Origin of the sequence: Anaeromicropila populeti, from assembly GCF_900112775.1 — a bacterium.
GTDB classification, from domain to species: domain Bacteria; phylum Bacillota; class Clostridia; order Lachnospirales; family Lachnospiraceae; genus Anaeromicropila_A; species Anaeromicropila_A populeti.
This window is the reverse complement of record NZ_FOYZ01000016.1, coordinates 57618-76357: the sequence shown is the minus strand read 5'-3', so window position 1 is coordinate 76357 and position 18740 is coordinate 57618. Positions and strand designations below refer to the sequence as shown.

Genomic DNA, 18740 nt, shown 5'->3' with positions numbered 1-18740 from the left:
CATTCTCCTTATGTTTATTTTATCTCAATGATTTCGCTGAAATTGCTAAATAATATTTTCCCATTTACCTTTTTAAATGCACAAATAATATAGTACTGATTGCCTGTCTGATTTACATTGCTAAAAAAGCAATTATCTTTTGAATTCCATATTATTGATTTCACCCGATATGTCCCATACTTACTTGCTGACTGATAAATTACATAATCATCTGCATCTAATGCTTTTTTCCAAGAAATTTTTACTATATCTTTACTAATATTATTAATTTTCACTCCTGATGGTGGTGTTGATTTAGTCCAACTACATTTCATTACACTGGAATACTTACTGTGATATTCTATCCCTGTTACAGATGCAACCGCTCTTACCTTATAAAAATACTTTTTATTACTTTTTATTGTTTTATCTATATACTTTATATTATCTACATTTTTAATTGTATCAATTTTTTTAAAGCCACCTTTTAGACTTGTGGAACGATAAATTTCGTAGCTATCTGCATTTGTTACAGAACTCCACTTGAGCATATGATAGGATAATACTTCATTATAGGCTGCACCTGTTTTTAAACTACTTAATAAAGTAATATCATTTTCAGTAATATCATTTAATCTGATAGTCCCTACTATATTTGAGAATTCACTTTTTATTGCTGGATTGCTAAAACATGGTTTTATTTTATAATAATTTTTCCCTGACACAAAAATTGACTGATCAATAAAAACTGTTTCGCTTATGTATTTTACCAGCGTATATGTACCGTATTCTTCACTTGAACGATATACCGCATATTGTTCTGCACCTTCAATTGCATTAAATCGAAGTTCACTATATCCTCCAGGATGTTCAATTACTGTAATAACCAGTTTATCAGGTTCTGGCTTTTCTGATGCAATAGGAATTGTTGCTGTTGGCTGTGGAATCACTGTTGGCGTTGGTATTGGCAACGAAGCCACATACTGATTTACATTTTTTATATTTCCATTTTTGTCATACTCATACTCAATATAACTTCCATTTTCATATGTTACTTTTATTAATCGATTTAATTTATCATATTCATACTTTGCCGCATGCACTCTAACAGATAACTGAACCATTACAACACAAACAAGTCCAACTATTAATGACTGAAATACTTTTTTCACTCTTCTACTCTCCTTCTAAATATAATTCATTTTCATTATATTATAGAATACGCTCCAAATTCAATAGCACAATTTTACTTACCAAAAAGCAGGCCAAGACCCCTTCGGTTCCTGCCCTGCCGTCATTTCAGCCCATATTCCCTTCCTTCATTCAAGTTCGTTTGGTAAACAAACTATCACCTTAACCCTCTTTATAAAAATCCAGTGTATCCAGAATGTCCTGCGGAATATCTACATTATCCTTTTCCAACGCCCTTTTCCTTTGTTCCAGTTCCTTCACCTTCAAGCTGCGTTCCCTCTCAAACCGAAACATGGCCTCTGAAAAAATAGGCTGTACCGCAATTCTTTCCCGTATTGCCTTTGGAAATGGAATATAAGTTGCCATAAGCGCCCGCGCCACCTTATTCAGCCGAATTTCACCATTGGCTTCTCTCATAATCCAACTCATATAATCCAGCAAAAACACTTCCCGCGTATTTCCCCTTCCTCGTACAATCTGACTCTTCAATTTTTCCTTCTTCTCAGGAGTCAAATCCCTGTTTTTCTGATAAAACTGAATATAATCATAATACTCAGACGTAAGTGACGGATACTGAATATTATTCCAAGAGCCACCCTGAATAGTTCGACATAATTCCCAACGAAACCTGCCCATTAGTTGAACTATAATATTATCTAGACTTTCCTCTGTCAGTACTGGAATTAAAAATCTGCCTGGGGTATTTCTTCTTCTTCCCGTAATCTCCTGCCACATGACACCATGACTTCCACAGATCGGTAGAAGAATAATGTCAGGAAAAATCTGTTCCATAATGTACTCTTTTTTAATTCCTTTCTCAGGCGCAGAATACAACCTCTCCCGATAAAAAATAGAATAATCCACATTTAAAAATCTGTTTAACGCCGCATTAATATCCCTGGCAGAATGAAAAGCCTTATTGATCCTTCCAAAGAATACCTGCTCATATAAAAATGGTACAAATGTAGTAATTCTTCCACTAGACACTCTGTTATTATACATAAGCATATTTTTAATCTCATATTCCAGCTTAAGCCTTTTATCATTGCTTTTCTCTTGAAACTGAGCATCGGATAATTTCATCAGCCTCTTTTCATCTCTCAGTGCATCATAATAATCTAGATCAAACTCGCTCTTTGAAGGTTCCTTATCCTCCTCATAAACCGCGTTCAGCCAGTCTCTCATAGAATAAACCTTACAAGGCTGCATACTTTCCAAATCCAGATTCAGATGATATAATTGCAAAACCTGCTCTTCGGACAATAATGTCTCATCTATAAATCCATAATTTAAAAACAAATCAATCAAATGTGACCTGTTATTTTCCTTATATGCCTTTATAAAAACCAAACCATAAATCTCATAATAGAGTTCACTAAGCTGCCGTCTTAACAGTCTTGTAAAATCCTCAGTAGAAGCCTTATCCTCTAACTTTTTAAATTTTAAAATCTCCTCTTTAAAAAGCAGTTGTTTTTCTTCACTAATCTCAGAATACCGCAGAATTTTTTCCAGAGAATTTTTTAATTCCTTCAAAATTTCTTCCTTATTATCCTCCGCTTCCTCAATGGCAAGTTCCTCGCCAGACGAAATACTTGTCCCAGAAAGAACCTCATAGTAGCTCTTTTCTAAATAATCGTGATTCACAGATATCTCAATACCAGCAGCATTTTTCACAGCTACTTCCACTGCATTAATTTTATCAATTAAACGCTCAATTATTTTTCCTACTTCGCCCCTGCGCTTTAGATTCTCACCAGTTGTCCCTGACATATCTGAATACAATTGTGCTGCCTTTTTAAAAAAACAAAGGTCATCTTCTGACAGCAAACACTCCATAACTTCAAATATGTAGCAGGTCAGTGCAGAACATTCCTGATACAGACTTTGAAGTAAAACCGCTTCCTCTCTTACATGATGCATACAAATAATCCTGTTTTCAAAATAAGCCTTGTGTACTTCAACAGGGATTTTACTGCACTGGCAATAATATTCCAGCAGCATGTCATCTATTTCATCCACAGATATATACTGTTCCAACTCATCTATAACGGGAATTGACTTGCTTACATAACCACTTTTAATACCCTCCATCAGATACCTCTGATAATGTAACTTTATAAAATTATAGAATTCAGATGCTATTTTGGTCAACTCAGTTTTCACCTCAGCCAGTCTGGCTATTAAACGGCTCAAGGAGGCAGTCATCAGTCCACAGTAATCCTTATTAATTGCCAACACATCCTCTAAATCATCTTCCATTTTAACAGGAAAAATATATACTACAACATCTTCCTGTGCAATATAAGAAGACTGATATCTATTGGAAAAAATATCAATTACTCCTATAAACGCTCCGGACTGGACATAAGTACAGATTCCTCTATTCTGTATTAGCACTTTTCCGCGAATTACGATCCCCACCATATCCGCTGCATTATTTTCTTGAAAAATACAGCCGCCTTTTGATATTTGATTTACAGCATTTATTTTTAATTCCTGCACTATGTCATACCCTCCATTTCGCTATACACTATCTTAATTATATCAGTATTTTAGATAAATAGAAAGAGTAAGAAGTCCTATATTCTGCATATTAATTGCCTTTACACAAATAAAAGTATACACATAAGCTTCTTGCCTACATATATACTTCCTCATAATACATTATTTTATTTATATAATAAATCCGTGCATTTTGCTTTGTATTTGCCTCATAGGCGTTACCTCTACAGTTAACTCAGTCCCAGCTACCTTACGGCACACAGGAGATTTTGCTTAGTGCTGCTCCGTTCCCGACCTGACACGGTTCACAAATTCCTGTTGCGCAAGACCAAAACGTCAACGCCACTTATAAAGGGCAGCCCTACAAAAACAAATCCTAGGCAAAATATCACCCCTGCTATAGCGGATTGCAGGTTCAGGGCACCGCTAACTCCCCGGCTGCACGGAAATTCTATGACAATTCCATTGCTTACACATTTTTAAGCGTAAGTATAGTATACGCATTCTAGCGCCTTCTGTCAAGAGTAAAAATTTTACTAATCATCAATTATTTCTTCTTTACCCTCAATTCTCGAAAAAATTCTTGCAGTAAGGCCGTACACTCTTCTTCTAAGACTCCATTTGTAATCTCTACCTGATGATTAAACCGCTCCACCTGCAACAGGTTTAGAACAGAACCGGCACATCCTGCCTTAGGATTCATACTGGCAATTACAACCCTTGGAATCCGTGCCTGCACAATGGCGCCAGCACACATCTGACATGGTTCTAATGTTACATACATAGTACATTCCTCTAATCTCCAGTCTCCCACTATCTTGCTCGCCTTATTAATTGCCATGATTTCTGCATGTGCCAGCGGATTTTTCTTAGAATTTCTCTTATTATATGACCGGGCAATTATCTTTTCATTCATGGTTATTACACAGCCAATAGGGACCTCTTCCAGCTTGTACGCTTTTTTTGCCTGTTTTAAAGCCTCTCTCATAAATTTTTCATCCATATTAATCACCTTTTTCCATTACAATCTAGACAGAACTTTTATTATAGCTTATCATAGAAACAAAAATATTTCAAACGAGGTGAGTCTTTGCTTATTGATGGAATACAAAAGGTTACGCTGTTAGACTATCCTGGACACATAGCCGCAACTCTTTTTTTAGCAAATTGTAATTTTCGGTGTCCATTTTGCCATAATAGAGATTTAGTTCTTACACCTGAACACCAAAATGCCATAACACTTGACGAAGTAATTTCATTTTTAAAAACTAGAATCCATATTCTAGAGGGTGTCTGTATTACAGGAGGCGAGCCAACTCTTAACCCTGAGCTTTCTTTTTTGCTAGAAGAAATAAAATCACTTGGCTTTTTAGTTAAACTAGACACAAATGGATCAAATCCAGATATTTTGCAGCATTTGTTAGAAAGGAATCTTTTAGATTATATTGCCATGGACATTAAAAACGCAAAAGAAAATTATTTTAAAACCATTGGTAAATTAAATTTTAGTTTACAGAATATTGAAGATTCTGTTACAATAATTATGAACTCTGAAATTTCATATGAATTCAGAACTACGATTGTAAAAGAACTGCATACACAACATGACATAGAGGAAATTTCTCACTGGCTTGCAGGAGCAGAAGCTTATTATCTTCAAAACTTTCAGCCCTCCGAACAGGTCATTTATCCTTTCCTGCATGCTCATACAAAGGACACCCTGGAACAATTTTGCCAGGTTGCACGGAAAGAAATAGAACATGTTGAAATTCGAGGAATATAAAATGCAAGAAGCCTCTGCCTCTTGCATTTTATCAAAGGAAACATCCCAACTGACAGGAGGAATCTATAAATGGAATATACCTCAACTCGTTTAGTATTAAAAACCCTCACTCCAGAATGGGCTCCCTCTGTCTTAGATTTCTATGCATCAAATAAAGAGACCTTTGAACCATGGGAACCAGTAAGAACCTCTAATTTTTATACGCTTTCGTACCAAGAAGCCCTATTAACCCATGAAAATAATGCCTTTTTAAACAAAATGCATATACGCTTCTGGATATTTGCAAAAGAGGAGCCATCTAAGATTATAGGAACCATTTGTTTTCATAATATTTTACGCGGCGTCTTTCAGAGTTGTATGATTGGCTATAAAATTGACCGGCAGCATACTCGATGTGGGTTTGGAACGGAAGCTGTAAGCACTGCTGTCAATTTTCTTTTTGAAAACTATGGTTTGCATCGGATTAATGCCTTTATCCATCCTTCCAATTATGCGTCTATTAGTTTCATAAAGCATATTGGATTTATTGAAGAAGGAATATACCACTCCTTTGCTAAATTAAATCAAAGTTGGGAGGATTATATCTGCTTTTATCTTTTGAATAATAAAGTGATTTTATAGAATAATCTGCTGAACCCAATATCCAAAATCACCAACAGCTGGATTGCCCCCTTTTATGGATTTAAAGCGATCAAATCCAAACATTCCTGCCATCATTTGCTCGCGATTATGAAAAATGCCTGGAACACCAATTACGTACTGAAGTTCTCCACTTGTCACTAATACTCCAAACATAATATGTCTATAATTATAATATCCATGAAGAAGAAAGCTATTATTTGCAAGAATCCATGTTTCAATTGGGAATACTCCAATATCCCTTGGCTCCATTTTTACACATACTTTAAAATCCTTTTTTGGAAATTTACTGATTTCAGGATATGTCTCAATAATTCTTTTTACGCATTCTGGATACCAATCCACTTCTGGCTCTGGACAGCACTTTCTTTCCTTTTGACAACATGATTGCTGCTCTACCTCTGGTACATTTTCATTTTCAGTTATACTTTCTGGTTCATTTGCATCATTTTCCATCTCTTGCAGTTCCATTTCCTGCTTTTCGATGTCTTGATCCGTTTCAGCCTTTTCAATCGGACATTCATATATTTTTTCTTCTGGCTTTTCTACTTCCTTACTCTCGTTTAGTATATTTACTACTTCCTGCAACCGTAAATCAATGGTATCCTTTGAAATAATGTCTTCTTGCTCCAGTTCACTTGCTTTTAGCTCGACAACCTCACTCTTTACCTCTTCTTCAATATAGTCACTTATTTTCTGCTCGATCTGATTCAGCAATCTTTCATCCTTCTTTTGAACTTCATTGCATTCAGAAAAATTTCTTAAATCTATAGGCAAATCATCCCATTGAGAACCTAGAAATTTTTCGCTGGAGGCATAAACCAAGACGCCACATATTTGTTCAATTGGATATCCACTGTTCATTAAATTCTCTGATTCTGTCTCGATCCGAAACTCTCCTGTCCCATTTTTCGGTGCTACTGTCCCCAGCTTAATTCCACGCAACATTTCATTTTTTCTTAAGAGGAAATACACTTTTAGATCACGCCCATCCAACGCCAGCGTTTTAAAATGTATTGTAACCTTACACTTTCCGTTTTTCGCTTCCACACGGCTAAATCCAATATTTCCTCTTTTTTGTCCATTTTCATAATTATATATGTAGGAAACTAATCTTTTATAATCCGCCATCTCTTCAACTCCTCATAAATATATCTATTCAAAAATATATATTCTAAAACTTTTTATATTATTCCTATTTAGAGGAATGCTATGGAGATTCTGCAAAATCTGTTTACACACTTAACAACCGTAGACGTAAATGTTATATCATTTAGAAAAAGAAGATATATACTGTCAATTTTTTTGATTAACAGTATATATCCTCAAATTAGGAACTTTAAAGATTACCGTTTAAACCGTTCCGCTCCCTTTGGTAATTTGGGCTGGTAAAGAAAAAACCAACAAGCAGAACTAACTGTCTGCTTTACCATTGCTTCTGCTGTCCAGGCTGTTATTTTTTCAGACCATTGTACTTTTTTTCCCATCATAACACCCCCTGCCCATTGGATTTCCTGATTTTTTGGGTTCAGTAACTGGTTTACTTAGGTATTTTACGATAGGCTTCCTTAACTTTTGTAAGATAAGTACGTCCTATTGGAAACTCATCTCCCGTAGATAAGTAAACGGTATCCCTGTCTACAGAGAGAATTTCATTTCTATTGACAATGACACTTTGGCTGATTCTGAGAAAGCCAGTAGTAAGCTGACCTTCAATGGAAACCAAAGAGTCTCTTGTTTCAAAGATTCCTTTTTCTGTTTTAAATATTAAGTTTTTCTGTAATTTCTCAATACAAAGAATAGTGCAGCTTCTTATTCTAATTACCTTTTTATGTACTGTAAGAATTAAAAATTTATTGTACTCTTCCGAAATCTCGCTTTCCACCTGTGCAATTGCCCGGCGGTATAGAAGTTCAAAATTTTCAGGAATTACTGGCTTTATTAAATATCCTATCGCTAAAATATCACAGGCAATTGTCTTGTACTCAGCGTGACCAGTAATAAAAATAATTGGAATATCCGCCTTATATTTTTGCAGCTCCTTAGCTATAGCAATTCCATTTCCGTCTGGCATATCAATATCTAGCAATGCAATGTCTGGTGTATTTTTTTTAATATATTCATAGAGCTTATTATCAATTTTACTAAATAAATGTATTTTAACCTCTCTTTTTTGCTTTTTACTGTACAACTCTACATATTTTTGATTAATTTCTAAGTTAATGATGTCATCATCACAAAGCAAAATGTGAAATACCTTTTTATCAAAATTATTTAGTATACTAGAATTCATGTCGCTGCCTCCTTTTTATATTTGGTATAAAACAATATAGTTCAAAGGAAAGTTCATGTACACTAATCTTTGTGATGCCATTGTTTCTTTCCGTAATATTTTTAATAATGCCTAATCCATATCCATGGTTTTCATAATCCCCTTTACTGGTAGTCAGTTTTCCGCATTGAAAATTAGGCTTGTTCTGGTAAGGATTAATACAACGTATAAAGTAACCTGTTGGTTCCTGGATAAGCTCTAAAGAAACATAACGCTGTTCTTCCTCAAGCTGCGCGCAGGCTTCCATGGCATTGGTTATAATGTTAGAAAGCAAACTGCATATTTCACTGGATGGGAGCAGAAAGTCACTGACCGTTATCATATGGGTAAACTTTATTTTCTCCTGCCTCGCCTTCTGTGCCATCAGATTCAACGTGAGAGAAACGGAACGATCCGATAGGGTGAAAACATCCTCTGCCATTGCAACATTGGTAAAAGCAGTTTGTATGTACTGAAACAAGGCGTCATATTCCTTTTGGTAAACAAAGTTTTGAATCATATTTACATGGAACGACATATCATGCTTTAAATCTCTTAGTTTGACAGTCAGATCCATAATTTTTTTTGTCTGCTCCAGTTCTTCCTCTATTTCCTTTACCCTTTTTAGTTGCTGCTGAATAAGAAATGCTATATATAGGGCAACACTAAACAAAATAAATTGAACTATACAAGACAAAATAAATACATTTATGTTGCTTTTCATTATATCTGAATGGTTAAAAATTGGAATTAACGGAATTTCTATTGCTATCATTACCAGCATAATAGGTACAATTTCTTTCCTTTTAAGTAACCCTGCTATTATTTTATTAGGCTGACAAAATACAACAAAATTGCACAAAAGAGCTAACAATATATTGGCTAATAAGGTAGTTAAAATATTCAATAAGCCAAAATCAGATACTCGATTTAATTCTGCTTGAAATACCGTAGTAATAATACCAATTGAAACTACTTCCGTTATCAATATACATAGACTAAAAATTCCTATACTAATTAATTTCTTGTAAAGCTTATTTTCAAACATAGTAGTGGTAAAGAATAAAATATAAATGGTAATAGCAACTGTAAATAACAAATCTAGTAAACCATAAGAATAGTTAAAAGCAAAATATTGTTTTATAATACCAAGTAAATAATCACCAAAAAAGACTAGGATAAACTGTACCTTCTTTTTATGAGTTGGGTGTATGGCATACATGGATTTTAGCCATACAAAAGGCTCAATTAAATAAATTAAACAAAGAGCCAAAATACCTAGAACGTTCAAAAATGCAGCCTCCTTATCCAATAATGCTATAAATGAAATTAGCAAGCAACAAAATCACTGTGAAAATTATCCAATAAAATAATATCATATTAAGACAAAACATTCAATAAAATATTGTTATTTTAGGGGTATTTAATCAAATAAAAGCAGCAACTTACATTTTATATTTGTTGAATGGTAAAATCGTCCGTTTTTGCTTATTTTCAATGTAAAATAAGCCGTTATAGCAGTTAAATAATCCTATCATATTGAAACTTTCCATTTATCTCTTATAATTGGATTTATACAAAACAGTTGAATACCTGTGACTGGAAAGCATCCAACCACACGATAATCCGGCCGCAGATTGTTTTGTATTACAACAACCCCTTTATTAGTATATCCCCCCCCCCCAGAACGTGGTTGCTGCTAGTTTTACAACCACAAGCCTGCTTACAGGACTTGGTCAAAATCCTGTGGGGAGCATGGTAGAAAGAGAAACAGGAGCAGATACATCTGAATGAAAAAAATGGATTATCGGTAGTTCTGTATGACTATAGCAGACTGTTGGGAAAAATAAAAGAATTATACGATACGCAGGAGGATTTTGCGACGGCACTGGGAATTGGACAGAAGTTTACGATTATTTTTTTAATGACAACGAGGAAAACCAGACCCCGTCAAAAGAAGTCTATTCGACGGAAGTTCTATCCACTGTCAATAATCTACTTCGTGGTTATTGTGATTTGCTTCCCTTTACCCAATCTGCAATAGCAACAATCAAGAAAAGTGAGTTGCAAAAGTCTCCTGTCTAATTGACTTATACCATCAATCAAACAGGATACTTTACTCTTATCTTTCGTTTTCTAAAAAAACATTACTTATCCTTTTTTACCTATTTAAAATCCCATCTTTACAAGCCAGGATGCCAGCCGCTCTTCTCGCACCTGTAAAGATTCTTTTCCATCATATTTCCCAAGATTAAACTCCCCTGCTATACTGCCGTCCAGCATAAAAAGAATTCGCTCTGTTCTGGCTGCAACTTTCGCATCATGCGTTACAAGTAAAATGGTTGTACCAGCTTCATTAATATTTTTTAAAATTTCCATAATCTCACGTGTAGCCTTAGAGTTCAGTGCACCTGTAGGCTCATCTCCAAATACAATATCTGGGTTATTTATTAAAGCCCTGCATATTCCTACTCTTTGCAGCTGCCCCCCAGAAGCCTGGGTAATATCATGATCTGCAAGCTGTTCAATACCCGTTTTTTTCATAAGATCCCTTGCCCTATTATTTACCATCTCACGACTGTTTTCTTTTGCCAAATAAGCAGACAAAACAATATTATCAAAAATATTTAAGTCCTTAAGAAGATGACTTTGCTGAAAAATAAATCCCATTTTATGAAGTCTAAGAGAAGACAATTCTCCTTCCGAAAGTTTTTCTATTTCTTTTCCTCCAAATAGAATACTTCCCGATGTAATCCCATCCATTCCACTTATACTATAAAGCAAAGTAGATTTTCCAGAACCTGACGGCCCCATAACCGACACAAATTCTCCTTTTTTTATATCCAGACTTATATTTTTTAAAATTTCAACTGATTTGTTTTTTCCACTTTCGAAAGATTTACTTAATCCTTTTGCCTCCAAAATGTTTTCCATAAGATGCTTCCTCCTATTCTACAATCGTTTTTGTAATACTGAATTTTCCAATTGATAGTACACTCAAAAAGGTGGTTATGACAACCGTTAGAATTAATACACATGGACAAAGTAAATAAGACATCCATGGATTAATAATAAATTCTATTTTGGAGGCTCCCACAGCAGACATAAATGTACTTACCAGTCCTTCTCCTAGTGTATTGGCAGCAATTGTACCTAAAATAATTCCCACTGCCAACACAAGCAATGTTTTGGTAACATATTGAACCCGAATTCCACTAATAGGAAATCCCAAACTTTTCATAATTGCAATCTGAGAAGAATCCTTGGCTGTCAGCATCTTTAAAAATAATGAAGTAATTAATACCGCTATAAACACAGCTATTAAAAATGCCAGCATAACCAAAAGCTTAATCTGATTTATCGTTGCACTTAATGTCTGTTTAATATAGTCATCAATATTTGTAACCTTAACTTTATCAAAACTTTGCGAGTATTCTTTCACTTTTTCCTGAATGCTTGTGGAAGCAGTTACATCTGCACTTATCACATACCAAAGCACAGAATCCTCATTATATGAAAACATTGCTTTTGCTGTCTTCCCACCATTTGTTATATCTTGATAAATTCCACATACTGTTAATTCCTTCTGCTGTTCGCCTATCTGAATAATTAAGGTATCTCCTACCCCTTTCTTTAAGCCACTGGCATTCAATGTAGAAAGCGCAATTTCGTTTTCATTAGCAGGAGCAGCACCCTCTAGATACTTTAACGGAAAAACGGAAAAATCTCCTATTTCTACATTAATATTTTCCCATATATCTCCTTCCCCCAATACCTGATAGCGGCAGGTAACAAATTGGGCAGATGTGGTAATATCCTCATCATCCTGTATATAGGAAACCACTTCTTGAAACCGCTGGTCAATATCCTCTGACTGCTGCAAATCAAATCGCAAATCACTTCTTCCTACACCCATATAGGATATAAATTCAGGTGACTGTAGGGTATTCAAAAAATTTACTGGAACAATAATAATAAAAGCGGATAAAAAGAAAATGAAAAATAAAAGCCGAAATAATTTAAGCCTTCCAAGTACATCTTTTATTCCCAACAGAATATTAATATTCATAACCTTGCTTTTGCTGATTTTTAATTGCAGACGATTGCTTTCCTTTTCTCCCATAGTTCCAGAACGAATTGCCTCAACTGCTGAAATTTTATCAAATTTTTTAAGTACATGCTTACAAAACTGTATAATTACAAGAAAAATAATAAATACTGCTAATAGGGGAATGACAATCTGTATTGCTGAAACAGGAGCAGTTCCCATATAAAGTAAAATATTTTTGGTAAACACTTTCTGCACAAGAAAAGAAACAACATAACCAAGTACAGCACCCGCAGCTGCCATTACTTTATACTTAGATAAGTAAATTTTCCGAAGATCCTTTCTTCCTATTCCGATTGCTTTCATTACGCCAATTTCTCTGTATTCTTCTTCTAACGTTGCCAGTATGGTAAACCTCAAACAAAACAGAGAAATGAAAATCAGCAAAATACTGATAATAATAATTACTACTGCAACAAGACCATCAGATATGGCATTCATTAATAATAAAACGTGATAAGTAATTTCTGTTCCTTTATTCGGAAGATCTGCTGCCTGATATTCATTAGAAAATTCAGATAATTTGTTTATATCCGAAAAATGAATCCCGTTTAATTCCAAGTTATTCAGCTTAAATTCAATTTCATACTCAAATGCTCCCACCCTATCAATATTATTTCTCAGTAACTGATAATCTGCTTCATTCATCACAAACCGTTTTGAACTAATCATAGACGAATTCATTTGCGCATCACGTACAAAATCTGATATAGTAAAAGTCATTTCAAAAGAACCATCTGAAACCTTTATAGAATCTCCCAGTTTCATATCTTTTAGCTGCATATAATAAACAGGTACTGCGATATTTCCTTGCGCAACTTCCACTATTTTATTATCCAAATTTAATAAATAATCAAATCTTTCATTTTGCTTTACAAAAGAAACATCCATAACACTATTTACTTCTGCTGTATCCATATCTTTTAAATACAAATTAGAACTATAAATATTTAACAGCTCACTAGTTTGCTGATCCATTACTAACTGATTATCTGCTGCAAATTTTTCGATTGCCTCTCGCTCTGTCTGACTTAAAGCTTCACCATGCATTTGAATATAATGAGGTAAATCTGCCTTTACAAACAAATAATTTAATGACTGGCATAATTGTATAATAACAGAAGTACCACTTGCTACAAGCAGCGTTGATAACATAATAAAAATAAACAAGGCTGTTGTAATGATTTTTTTTCGTAGAAAACCCTTTTTTACTATTTTAAGTAACACCTGTTTTTCTCCTCTCTGACAAACTGAAAAACTAATTTCCTTCTAATTGTTTAATTGATTTAACCTTTGAAATCACTACCCCCATAACAATTAAGAGTACACCTGAAACCGAAATTAATAACCCGATTCCTCTGCCTTCCCCAGTCCCAAAAACTTTACCAAAAGAAGACACCAATGCTCCTCCCTCCATAAGCAGTGGATTAAATACATGATCTGCTAATATTCCTGCAATGGCATATGCGCAAATATACCCTAACTGTGAAATAATTCCTACCATTCCCCAAACTCTTCCCTGCTTTTCATTTGCAATTGATTTTCGTATCAGCACTTCAGTTGCGCTATTTATAAATGGAAGAGATGCAAAAAGTAAAAATGCTGCCCCTATAATAAAATAAATATCTGGCTTTAACCCCAGCAGTATTACAAATACACCCATAGCGCCTATTCCAAGCACTAATTCTCTAGAATATTTTTTCGTAATTGTAAACATACCGATAAGCAGACTGCTGATAAGCATGCCAATAGCACCAACCGATTCTACAATTCCTAATGTTTTTGAATTGGAAAAAGAAAGAATCATTGGCGTAAATAAGGTTTGTATAAATCCTGTATAAAATGTTACAACTGAAATTAAGATAATTAGAATAAATACCCCTTGAGATTCCCTTACTGCTGACCAGCCTTCCTTTAATTCTTTAATAAAGCTTTGTTTCTGTACATTTTTCTTTACTGTTTCTAAATTATTTTTTACGAACAAGGTTGCAAGCACAGTAGTGGCACAAGTTAGTATATCAATACATAGAATTACTTTTATATTAAAAGCATGCATAATGAAACCTGCAATTACTGGAGAAACCAGATATTTAGCTGAGGATGCCAGCTGCACTAATCCACTTGCTTTTGAATACTGGTCTTCCGTTAATAAATCCGTTACCGTAGCCCGATAGGCAGGCTCCATTAACGCTGCAAAGACTGCACTGATTGTAACACCTATGCAGATTTGCCACAAATGAATTTCTCCATCTAAGATCAATATTAATATAAATATTAATCCAGAAGCAGATAATAAGTCACCTAAAATCATCATAAGACGTCTGTCAAATCGATCTGCAAGAACTCCACCGACAGGGCTTAAGAGAACGGTTGGCAAAAAAGAACAAAGGACTACAAGAGAAACACTAGTAGCCGTCTGCATATTATGAAATACATAATTCTGTAGACCAAATGCCGTTAATCCTGTGCCAATACAAGATATTAGTTCACCCAGCCAAATAATAAGAAACTTATGAAATGATTTATTTTTTTCATTTTCCATACCTTTACCTCTTAGTTCATTTTTTATTTTGTATCATCTGATACAACTGGCAAATACACTGAAAACTTCCTTTTTCTGCCCCTAATGTTCTCTCTGCAATGCAAGAAAAGGCTTCTATTTTTTTTATCTTCTCCTCAGATGTCCACCGGATAATTCCCTCATCAAACAAAACCAGACAGGAAGATAATAAAAACTCGATGGTTTCCTTGGGAAAAGGAGTTGTAAATTCACCTTCTGCTATCCCTTGTTCTACTACCTGATTCAGTACTGGTGTCAATTGTAAAATAGTTTCCACAATGCTTTTCTGATGCATCTCTGCACTATGTTTCTGCTGTAATTTTTCAATAATTTGATCTTTAGGACGTGCCATAGATCCTAATGACATGAAAATCCTAACCACTTTTTCATATATTGATATTTCCTGATTTACTGCAATTTCTTTTGCTTCTGACACACCATTTTCCATACAACGAAGCACAATAGAATTCATAACCTCCTCTTTTGACTTAAAATAATAATAAAAAGTTCCTTTGGCTATTCCTACTTCTTCTAAAATATCAATAATGGTAGTTTCTGCATATCCTTTTGTCTGAAAAAGATGTTCTGCAATATCCAGTATCTCTTTTTTCCGTTCTTCTGTCTTTTTTGATTCCTTCATATATAAATACCTCCTATTATAGACCGACCGTTGGTCTATAATAAAAGTATAACATTCTTTCCAATAATAGTCAATCACGCTTTTCTTATTTACTTAAAAATACATAAGGTTACATCATAACTAAAATTTTCATTAAATGATCCGCTACAACAGGTGCCTGACTATGTAAAAACATATGATCCCCCTCTCCTATAATAATTAATTTTATTTCTCTCTTAAAATATTCAGACCATTGTAAAGCCGCCTGAAGCGAAACAATGTTATCCTGATTTCCCCATATAATATAAGCAGGTACATCCATTTTTTCAAATAGATGTACAGCTGCTGTTTCTAAAACTTTAAAATCAGCGCGAAAAACAGGCACTAAAAAATCTAACAAGCTTTTTTCTGCAAGAATCTCATCTGGCATACCGCCATACGAAACTACATGAGCAATTAAATCCTCATCTGATAAAGTTGAATAAGACTTATTTTCAAACTCAGAGGGAATGCCAGAAGCAGATATTGCCAATTGAATATGACTGGTTTCTACTTCTTTACATTCCAATATTTTTTGTACCAGAAAATAGGCAACTACTCCTCCCATACTGTGTCCAAAAAAAAGACATTCCGGCTTTATTATTTCTTTTATTTGACTATAGTAAAATGAAATAAGAGAATCTATATTTTCTTTTAAAGGAATACTGCACCCACCATGTCCAGGAGGATTCACAACCCATACTTCTATATCATCCTCCAAACCCTGGATTACATCTGTAAATGCACTTGCATATCCCCCTAAATAAGGAAAACAAATTAACTGCTTCTTCCCATTTCCCTGTCTCACTTTTCGCAAAACTTTTGTATCCATTTATCAATACCCTCTCTATTTATTATCTAAAAAATCTGGAAACGTCTGCAAGGTATACGTAATATTTTTCTTTTTAAAAACAGTATGTATTACAATGGTTCCAATGATAAAGTAACTAATCTGCATAATCTGAACACTTGGAATAAAGTAATAAAATTTTAGACGGCTTCCAGTAGCCATAAGCCAAAATGTAAAAATGTATAAAAGTAAATTACCATTTGTAACATTGAACACATAACTTAAGAATAAAATAAATGCCATAAGCTGTATGACATAAAATGGATATGCTGTGCTAGTTCCAAATGAAGATATTACATATCCAGGAAGTACCCACAATCCAAATATAAAGCCCGTTAATAAAGCACTCTTTGTCTGACTTTTGAATTTACTTTGAAAAAATGGAAGTAAAAAACCAATCCATCCAAACACACCACCTATTAAACCAGTTTCTTCAATTAAATTTCTAAGTGCTTCTATAATCATTCTAGGTATGCTATATGTCATTTTGGGCAATGAAATACCAAATAGAACACACCCGTAATGCATACTTGCAGCAAATAATACAAATACTACAAAAAGAACTGGAAACCAAAACAAATCCTGCTTTTGGGGAATTAATTTAAACAATATTTTCTTTAACGCATCCATGCCTCCCATAGCTGCATATGTAATAAGACCTGCAATACTTGGTGAGTACAGAGCAATAATTGCAAGTGGATGAGTTAATGTTAGTTCTCCCACAACAGCTGTCAGTGCCTCTCCAAATAAAATAAAGGCAAGACCAACCCCCCAGCAGCAGCCAAAGGAAATTCCTAAATATAATGCTAAATATTTATTACTATTTTTCATTTGTTCCTCCCAATATTTATTTATTTTTTAGTTTTTTTTGAATTAATTCCACTAAATTATTAATGGTACTAAAATTTTTAATGTCTAACTCATCATTTTCAATTTCAAAGTCAAATTTTTGTTCTACAAAATCTACTAATTTCATAGCAAATAATGAATTTACAAATCCCATCTGAAAATAATTGTCATCATCTGTAAATGTCACATTTTCATCATCAATTAATAAATTTTCCCCTATAAATTCCCGTATTTCATTTTTAAATTCCATGATTAACCTCCAAAAAAGTATATTTTTATTTTATATAAAGCTCTATATAATCTGGGTATTCTTGTATATTTTCCAGATTGTTTTCTAACACATAGGTTCCTTGTCCATCTGAGAATTTTTCCTGAAAACCTGCAAAGCGGAAACTGACATTCATCATACGGTTTCTTCCTGTATCACGAAAATCTGCCAGTAAATATTTATTTTGCTTCTTTGCTTCCTTCATAATATAACTTAAAAGGACCGTTCCCACTCCTCTTGATACTACACGACAGGACATCAGCATCATTTCCAGCTTCCAGTGGTCTTCCAGCATATGAATTAATGCCAATCCTATTTTTCCATAGGTGCCATACTTGTCTTCCAGTTCACAGACCAGCAGTTTATGTTGACTGGATTTTCTAATCACATTCAATTCTTCATAACTATAGGTTACCCCTGTTGCATTCAGCTGATTAGTTCTTACCGTAAGCTCCTCCGCTCTTTTTAAATCCTCTTCTCCCGCTTCACTAATTGTAAATTTCATATTTAGTGTAGCTAAAAATGCATTTGAAGGTCCTTTATATTCTTTCTCTGCCTGTTTTCTTATGTAGTCATCCTGATACATTTTTCTTCTACGGGCAGAATCAACGGTAATAAAACGAGGGTTCAGTCTTGGATTATCTAACAGCTTTTTATATTCTTTTGCATGAATACAAGTAACCTCTGGATGTGCAGTCTGCACCTCTTCCAGCTCAAATTCCTGATCATCCACAAAAAGAATCGTATTCATTCCAATGTTTATATTTTTTTGTATATTGGCTATAGAAAAGGATTTTGCATCCCAATGGATTTCAGGATAAATGAAATACTCCTCCAGACCCAGTTCTCTTAATTTTTCTATTGCAAGTTCATAGTCATTTTTACTTGCAATAGCTTGTAAAATCCCTCTGCTGTCTAATGTTTTAATGATTTCATTAATCTCTGGCATTAGTGAAACATTGCTGCCTTCCATTAATACCCCTTGCCAAATGGTATTATCTAAATCCCATACAACACATTTAATTTCTACATCTTTTTCCAT

Annotated in this window: 18 protein-coding genes and 1 other RNA gene; 3 read left to right on the top strand and 16 right to left on the bottom strand. The window is 34.2% G+C overall.

The features are described 5' to 3' along the window. Positions 1 to 14 precede the first annotated feature (14 nt). The 4 genes from BM305_RS16325 to tadA all read right to left on the bottom strand — a co-directional run bounded on the left by BM305_RS16325 (position 15) and on the right by tadA (position 4681). Positions 15 to 1151 carry a fibronectin type III domain-containing protein gene (locus BM305_RS16325; protein ID WP_092563262.1) on the bottom strand — a complete coding sequence of 379 codons (1137 nt, stop codon included), beginning with the start codon at positions 1149 to 1151 and terminating at the stop codon, positions 15 to 17. Positions 1152 to 1332: 181 nt separating this feature from the next. Continuing rightward, positions 1333 to 3672 (bottom strand): cyclic nucleotide-binding domain-containing protein, encoded by a 2340-nt coding sequence (locus BM305_RS16320; RefSeq protein WP_092563259.1) that lies wholly within the window; start codon positions 3670 to 3672, stop codon positions 1333 to 1335. Between the two features lie 184 nt (positions 3673 to 3856). Next, positions 3857 to 4118: signal recognition particle sRNA large type (gene ffs / locus BM305_RS16315), an RNA gene on the bottom strand. A 101-nt stretch (positions 4119 to 4219) separates the two neighbouring features. Then, positions 4220 to 4681 carry a tRNA adenosine(34) deaminase TadA gene (gene tadA, locus BM305_RS16310; RefSeq protein WP_092563277.1) on the bottom strand — a complete coding sequence of 154 codons (462 nt, stop codon included), beginning with the start codon at positions 4679 to 4681 and terminating at the stop codon, positions 4220 to 4222. 81 nt (positions 4682 to 4762) lie between these two features. On the opposite strand from tadA, the gene BM305_RS16305 reads away from it, so the two are divergent. Both BM305_RS16305 and BM305_RS16300 read left to right on the top strand, forming a co-directional pair. Continuing rightward, a complete protein-coding gene (locus BM305_RS16305) occupies positions 4763 to 5455 on the top strand; it encodes an anaerobic ribonucleoside-triphosphate reductase activating protein (protein WP_092563256.1) in 693 nt (230 codons plus the stop codon). Between the two features lie 69 nt (positions 5456 to 5524). Continuing rightward, positions 5525 to 6076 carry a GNAT family N-acetyltransferase gene (locus BM305_RS16300; RefSeq protein ID WP_092563253.1) on the top strand — a complete coding sequence of 184 codons (552 nt, stop codon included), beginning with the start codon at positions 5525 to 5527 and terminating at the stop codon, positions 6074 to 6076. On the opposite strand, the gene BM305_RS16295 is transcribed toward BM305_RS16300, so the two are convergent. The 4 genes from BM305_RS16295 to BM305_RS16280 form a co-directional block, all read right to left on the bottom strand. Beyond that, positions 6071 to 7225 (bottom strand): DUF6128 domain-containing protein, encoded by a 1155-nt coding sequence (locus BM305_RS16295; protein ID WP_092563250.1) that lies wholly within the window; start codon positions 7223 to 7225, stop codon positions 6071 to 6073. The genes BM305_RS16300 and BM305_RS16295 overlap by 6 nt on opposite strands. Before the next feature lie 215 nt (positions 7226 to 7440). After that, positions 7441 to 7581, bottom strand: a complete 141-nt coding sequence (locus BM305_RS16290; RefSeq protein WP_177214775.1) for a cyclic lactone autoinducer peptide — start codon at positions 7579 to 7581, stop codon at positions 7441 to 7443. Positions 7582 to 7634: 53 nt separating this feature from the next. Beyond that, the gene (locus BM305_RS16285; protein ID WP_092563244.1) at positions 7635 to 8387 is read right to left on the bottom strand and encodes a LytR/AlgR family response regulator transcription factor; all 753 of its coding nucleotides are present in this window, start codon (positions 8385 to 8387) and stop codon (positions 7635 to 7637) included. Then, positions 8377 to 9696, bottom strand: a complete 1320-nt coding sequence (locus BM305_RS16280; protein WP_092563241.1) for a sensor histidine kinase — start codon at positions 9694 to 9696, stop codon at positions 8377 to 8379. The genes BM305_RS16285 and BM305_RS16280 overlap by 11 nt, the downstream gene beginning before the upstream one ends. A gap of 489 nt (positions 9697 to 10185) precedes the next feature. Here BM305_RS16280 and BM305_RS19905 point away from each other — a divergent pair, with 489 nt between their 5' ends. Further along, positions 10186 to 10449 carry a DUF739 family protein gene (locus BM305_RS19905; RefSeq protein WP_143099204.1) on the top strand — a complete coding sequence of 88 codons (264 nt, stop codon included), beginning with the start codon at positions 10186 to 10188 and terminating at the stop codon, positions 10447 to 10449. 125 nt (positions 10450 to 10574) lie between these two features. Here BM305_RS19905 and BM305_RS16275 read toward each other — a convergent pair whose 3' ends face one another. The 8 genes from BM305_RS16275 to BM305_RS16240 form a co-directional block, all read right to left on the bottom strand. Beyond that, the gene (locus BM305_RS16275) at positions 10575 to 11339 is read right to left on the bottom strand and encodes an ABC transporter ATP-binding protein (protein WP_092563238.1); all 765 of its coding nucleotides are present in this window, start codon (positions 11337 to 11339) and stop codon (positions 10575 to 10577) included. Between the two features lie 13 nt (positions 11340 to 11352). Further along, positions 11353 to 13740: an ABC transporter permease gene (locus BM305_RS16270; RefSeq protein ID WP_092563235.1), complete on the bottom strand. Its 2388-nt coding sequence runs from the start codon at positions 13738 to 13740 to the stop codon at positions 11353 to 11355. A gap of 31 nt (positions 13741 to 13771) precedes the next feature. Further along, positions 13772 to 15055 (bottom strand): MFS transporter, encoded by a 1284-nt coding sequence (locus tag BM305_RS16265; RefSeq protein ID WP_092563232.1) that lies wholly within the window; start codon positions 15053 to 15055, stop codon positions 13772 to 13774. 16 nt (positions 15056 to 15071) lie between these two features. Then, complete coding sequence (locus tag BM305_RS16260; protein ID WP_092563229.1) at positions 15072 to 15713, bottom strand: TetR/AcrR family transcriptional regulator; 642 nt, start codon at positions 15711 to 15713, stop codon at positions 15072 to 15074. Between the two features lie 109 nt (positions 15714 to 15822). Next, positions 15823 to 16563 carry a thioesterase II family protein gene (locus tag BM305_RS16255; RefSeq protein WP_092563226.1) on the bottom strand — a complete coding sequence of 247 codons (741 nt, stop codon included), beginning with the start codon at positions 16561 to 16563 and terminating at the stop codon, positions 15823 to 15825. Between the two features lie 15 nt (positions 16564 to 16578). Continuing rightward, entirely contained in the window at positions 16579 to 17412 is an 834-nt protein-coding gene (locus BM305_RS19380) for a hypothetical protein (protein WP_207649506.1), read from the bottom strand. Between the two features lie 16 nt (positions 17413 to 17428). Beyond that, the gene (locus BM305_RS16245; protein WP_092563223.1) at positions 17429 to 17680 is read right to left on the bottom strand and encodes an acyl carrier protein; all 252 of its coding nucleotides are present in this window, start codon (positions 17678 to 17680) and stop codon (positions 17429 to 17431) included. A 25-nt stretch (positions 17681 to 17705) separates the two neighbouring features. Continuing rightward, positions 17706 to 18740, bottom strand: coding sequence for an HAD-IIIC family phosphatase (locus BM305_RS16240; protein WP_092563220.1), 1035 nt, complete (start codon positions 18738 to 18740; stop codon positions 17706 to 17708).

What these genes read in the sequence shown, in the direction of transcription:
- BM305_RS16245 (WP_092563223.1), bottom strand. Translation starts at nt 17,680, where the DNA reads ATGGAATTTAAAAATGAAATACGGGAATTTATAGGGGAAAATTTATTA.
- BM305_RS16285 (WP_092563244.1), bottom strand. Translation starts at nt 8,387, where the DNA reads ATGAATTCTAGTATACTAAATAATTTTGATAAAAAGGTATTTCACATT.
- BM305_RS16240 (WP_092563220.1), bottom strand. Translation starts at nt 18,740, where the DNA reads ATGGAAAAAGATGTAGAAATTAAATGTGTTGTATGGGATTTAGATAAT.
- BM305_RS16300 (WP_092563253.1), top strand. Translation starts at nt 5,525, where the DNA reads ATGGAATATACCTCAACTCGTTTAGTATTAAAAACCCTCACTCCAGAA.
- BM305_RS16255 (WP_092563226.1), bottom strand. Translation starts at nt 16,563, where the DNA reads ATGGATACAAAAGTTTTGCGAAAAGTGAGACAGGGAAATGGGAAGAAG.
- BM305_RS16275 (WP_092563238.1), bottom strand. Translation starts at nt 11,339, where the DNA reads ATGGAAAACATTTTGGAGGCAAAAGGATTAAGTAAATCTTTCGAAAGT.
- BM305_RS19380 (WP_207649506.1), bottom strand. Translation starts at nt 17,412, where the DNA reads ATGAAAAATAGTAATAAATATTTAGCATTATATTTAGGAATTTCCTTT.
- BM305_RS16290 (WP_177214775.1), bottom strand. Translation starts at nt 7,581, where the DNA reads ATGGGAAAAAAAGTACAATGGTCTGAAAAAATAACAGCCTGGACAGCA.
- BM305_RS16260 (WP_092563229.1), bottom strand. Translation starts at nt 15,713, where the DNA reads ATGAAGGAATCAAAAAAGACAGAAGAACGGAAAAAAGAGATACTGGAT.
- BM305_RS16265 (WP_092563232.1), bottom strand. Translation starts at nt 15,055, where the DNA reads ATGGAAAATGAAAAAAATAAATCATTTCATAAGTTTCTTATTATTTGG.
- BM305_RS16295 (WP_092563250.1), bottom strand. Translation starts at nt 7,225, where the DNA reads ATGGCGGATTATAAAAGATTAGTTTCCTACATATATAATTATGAAAAT.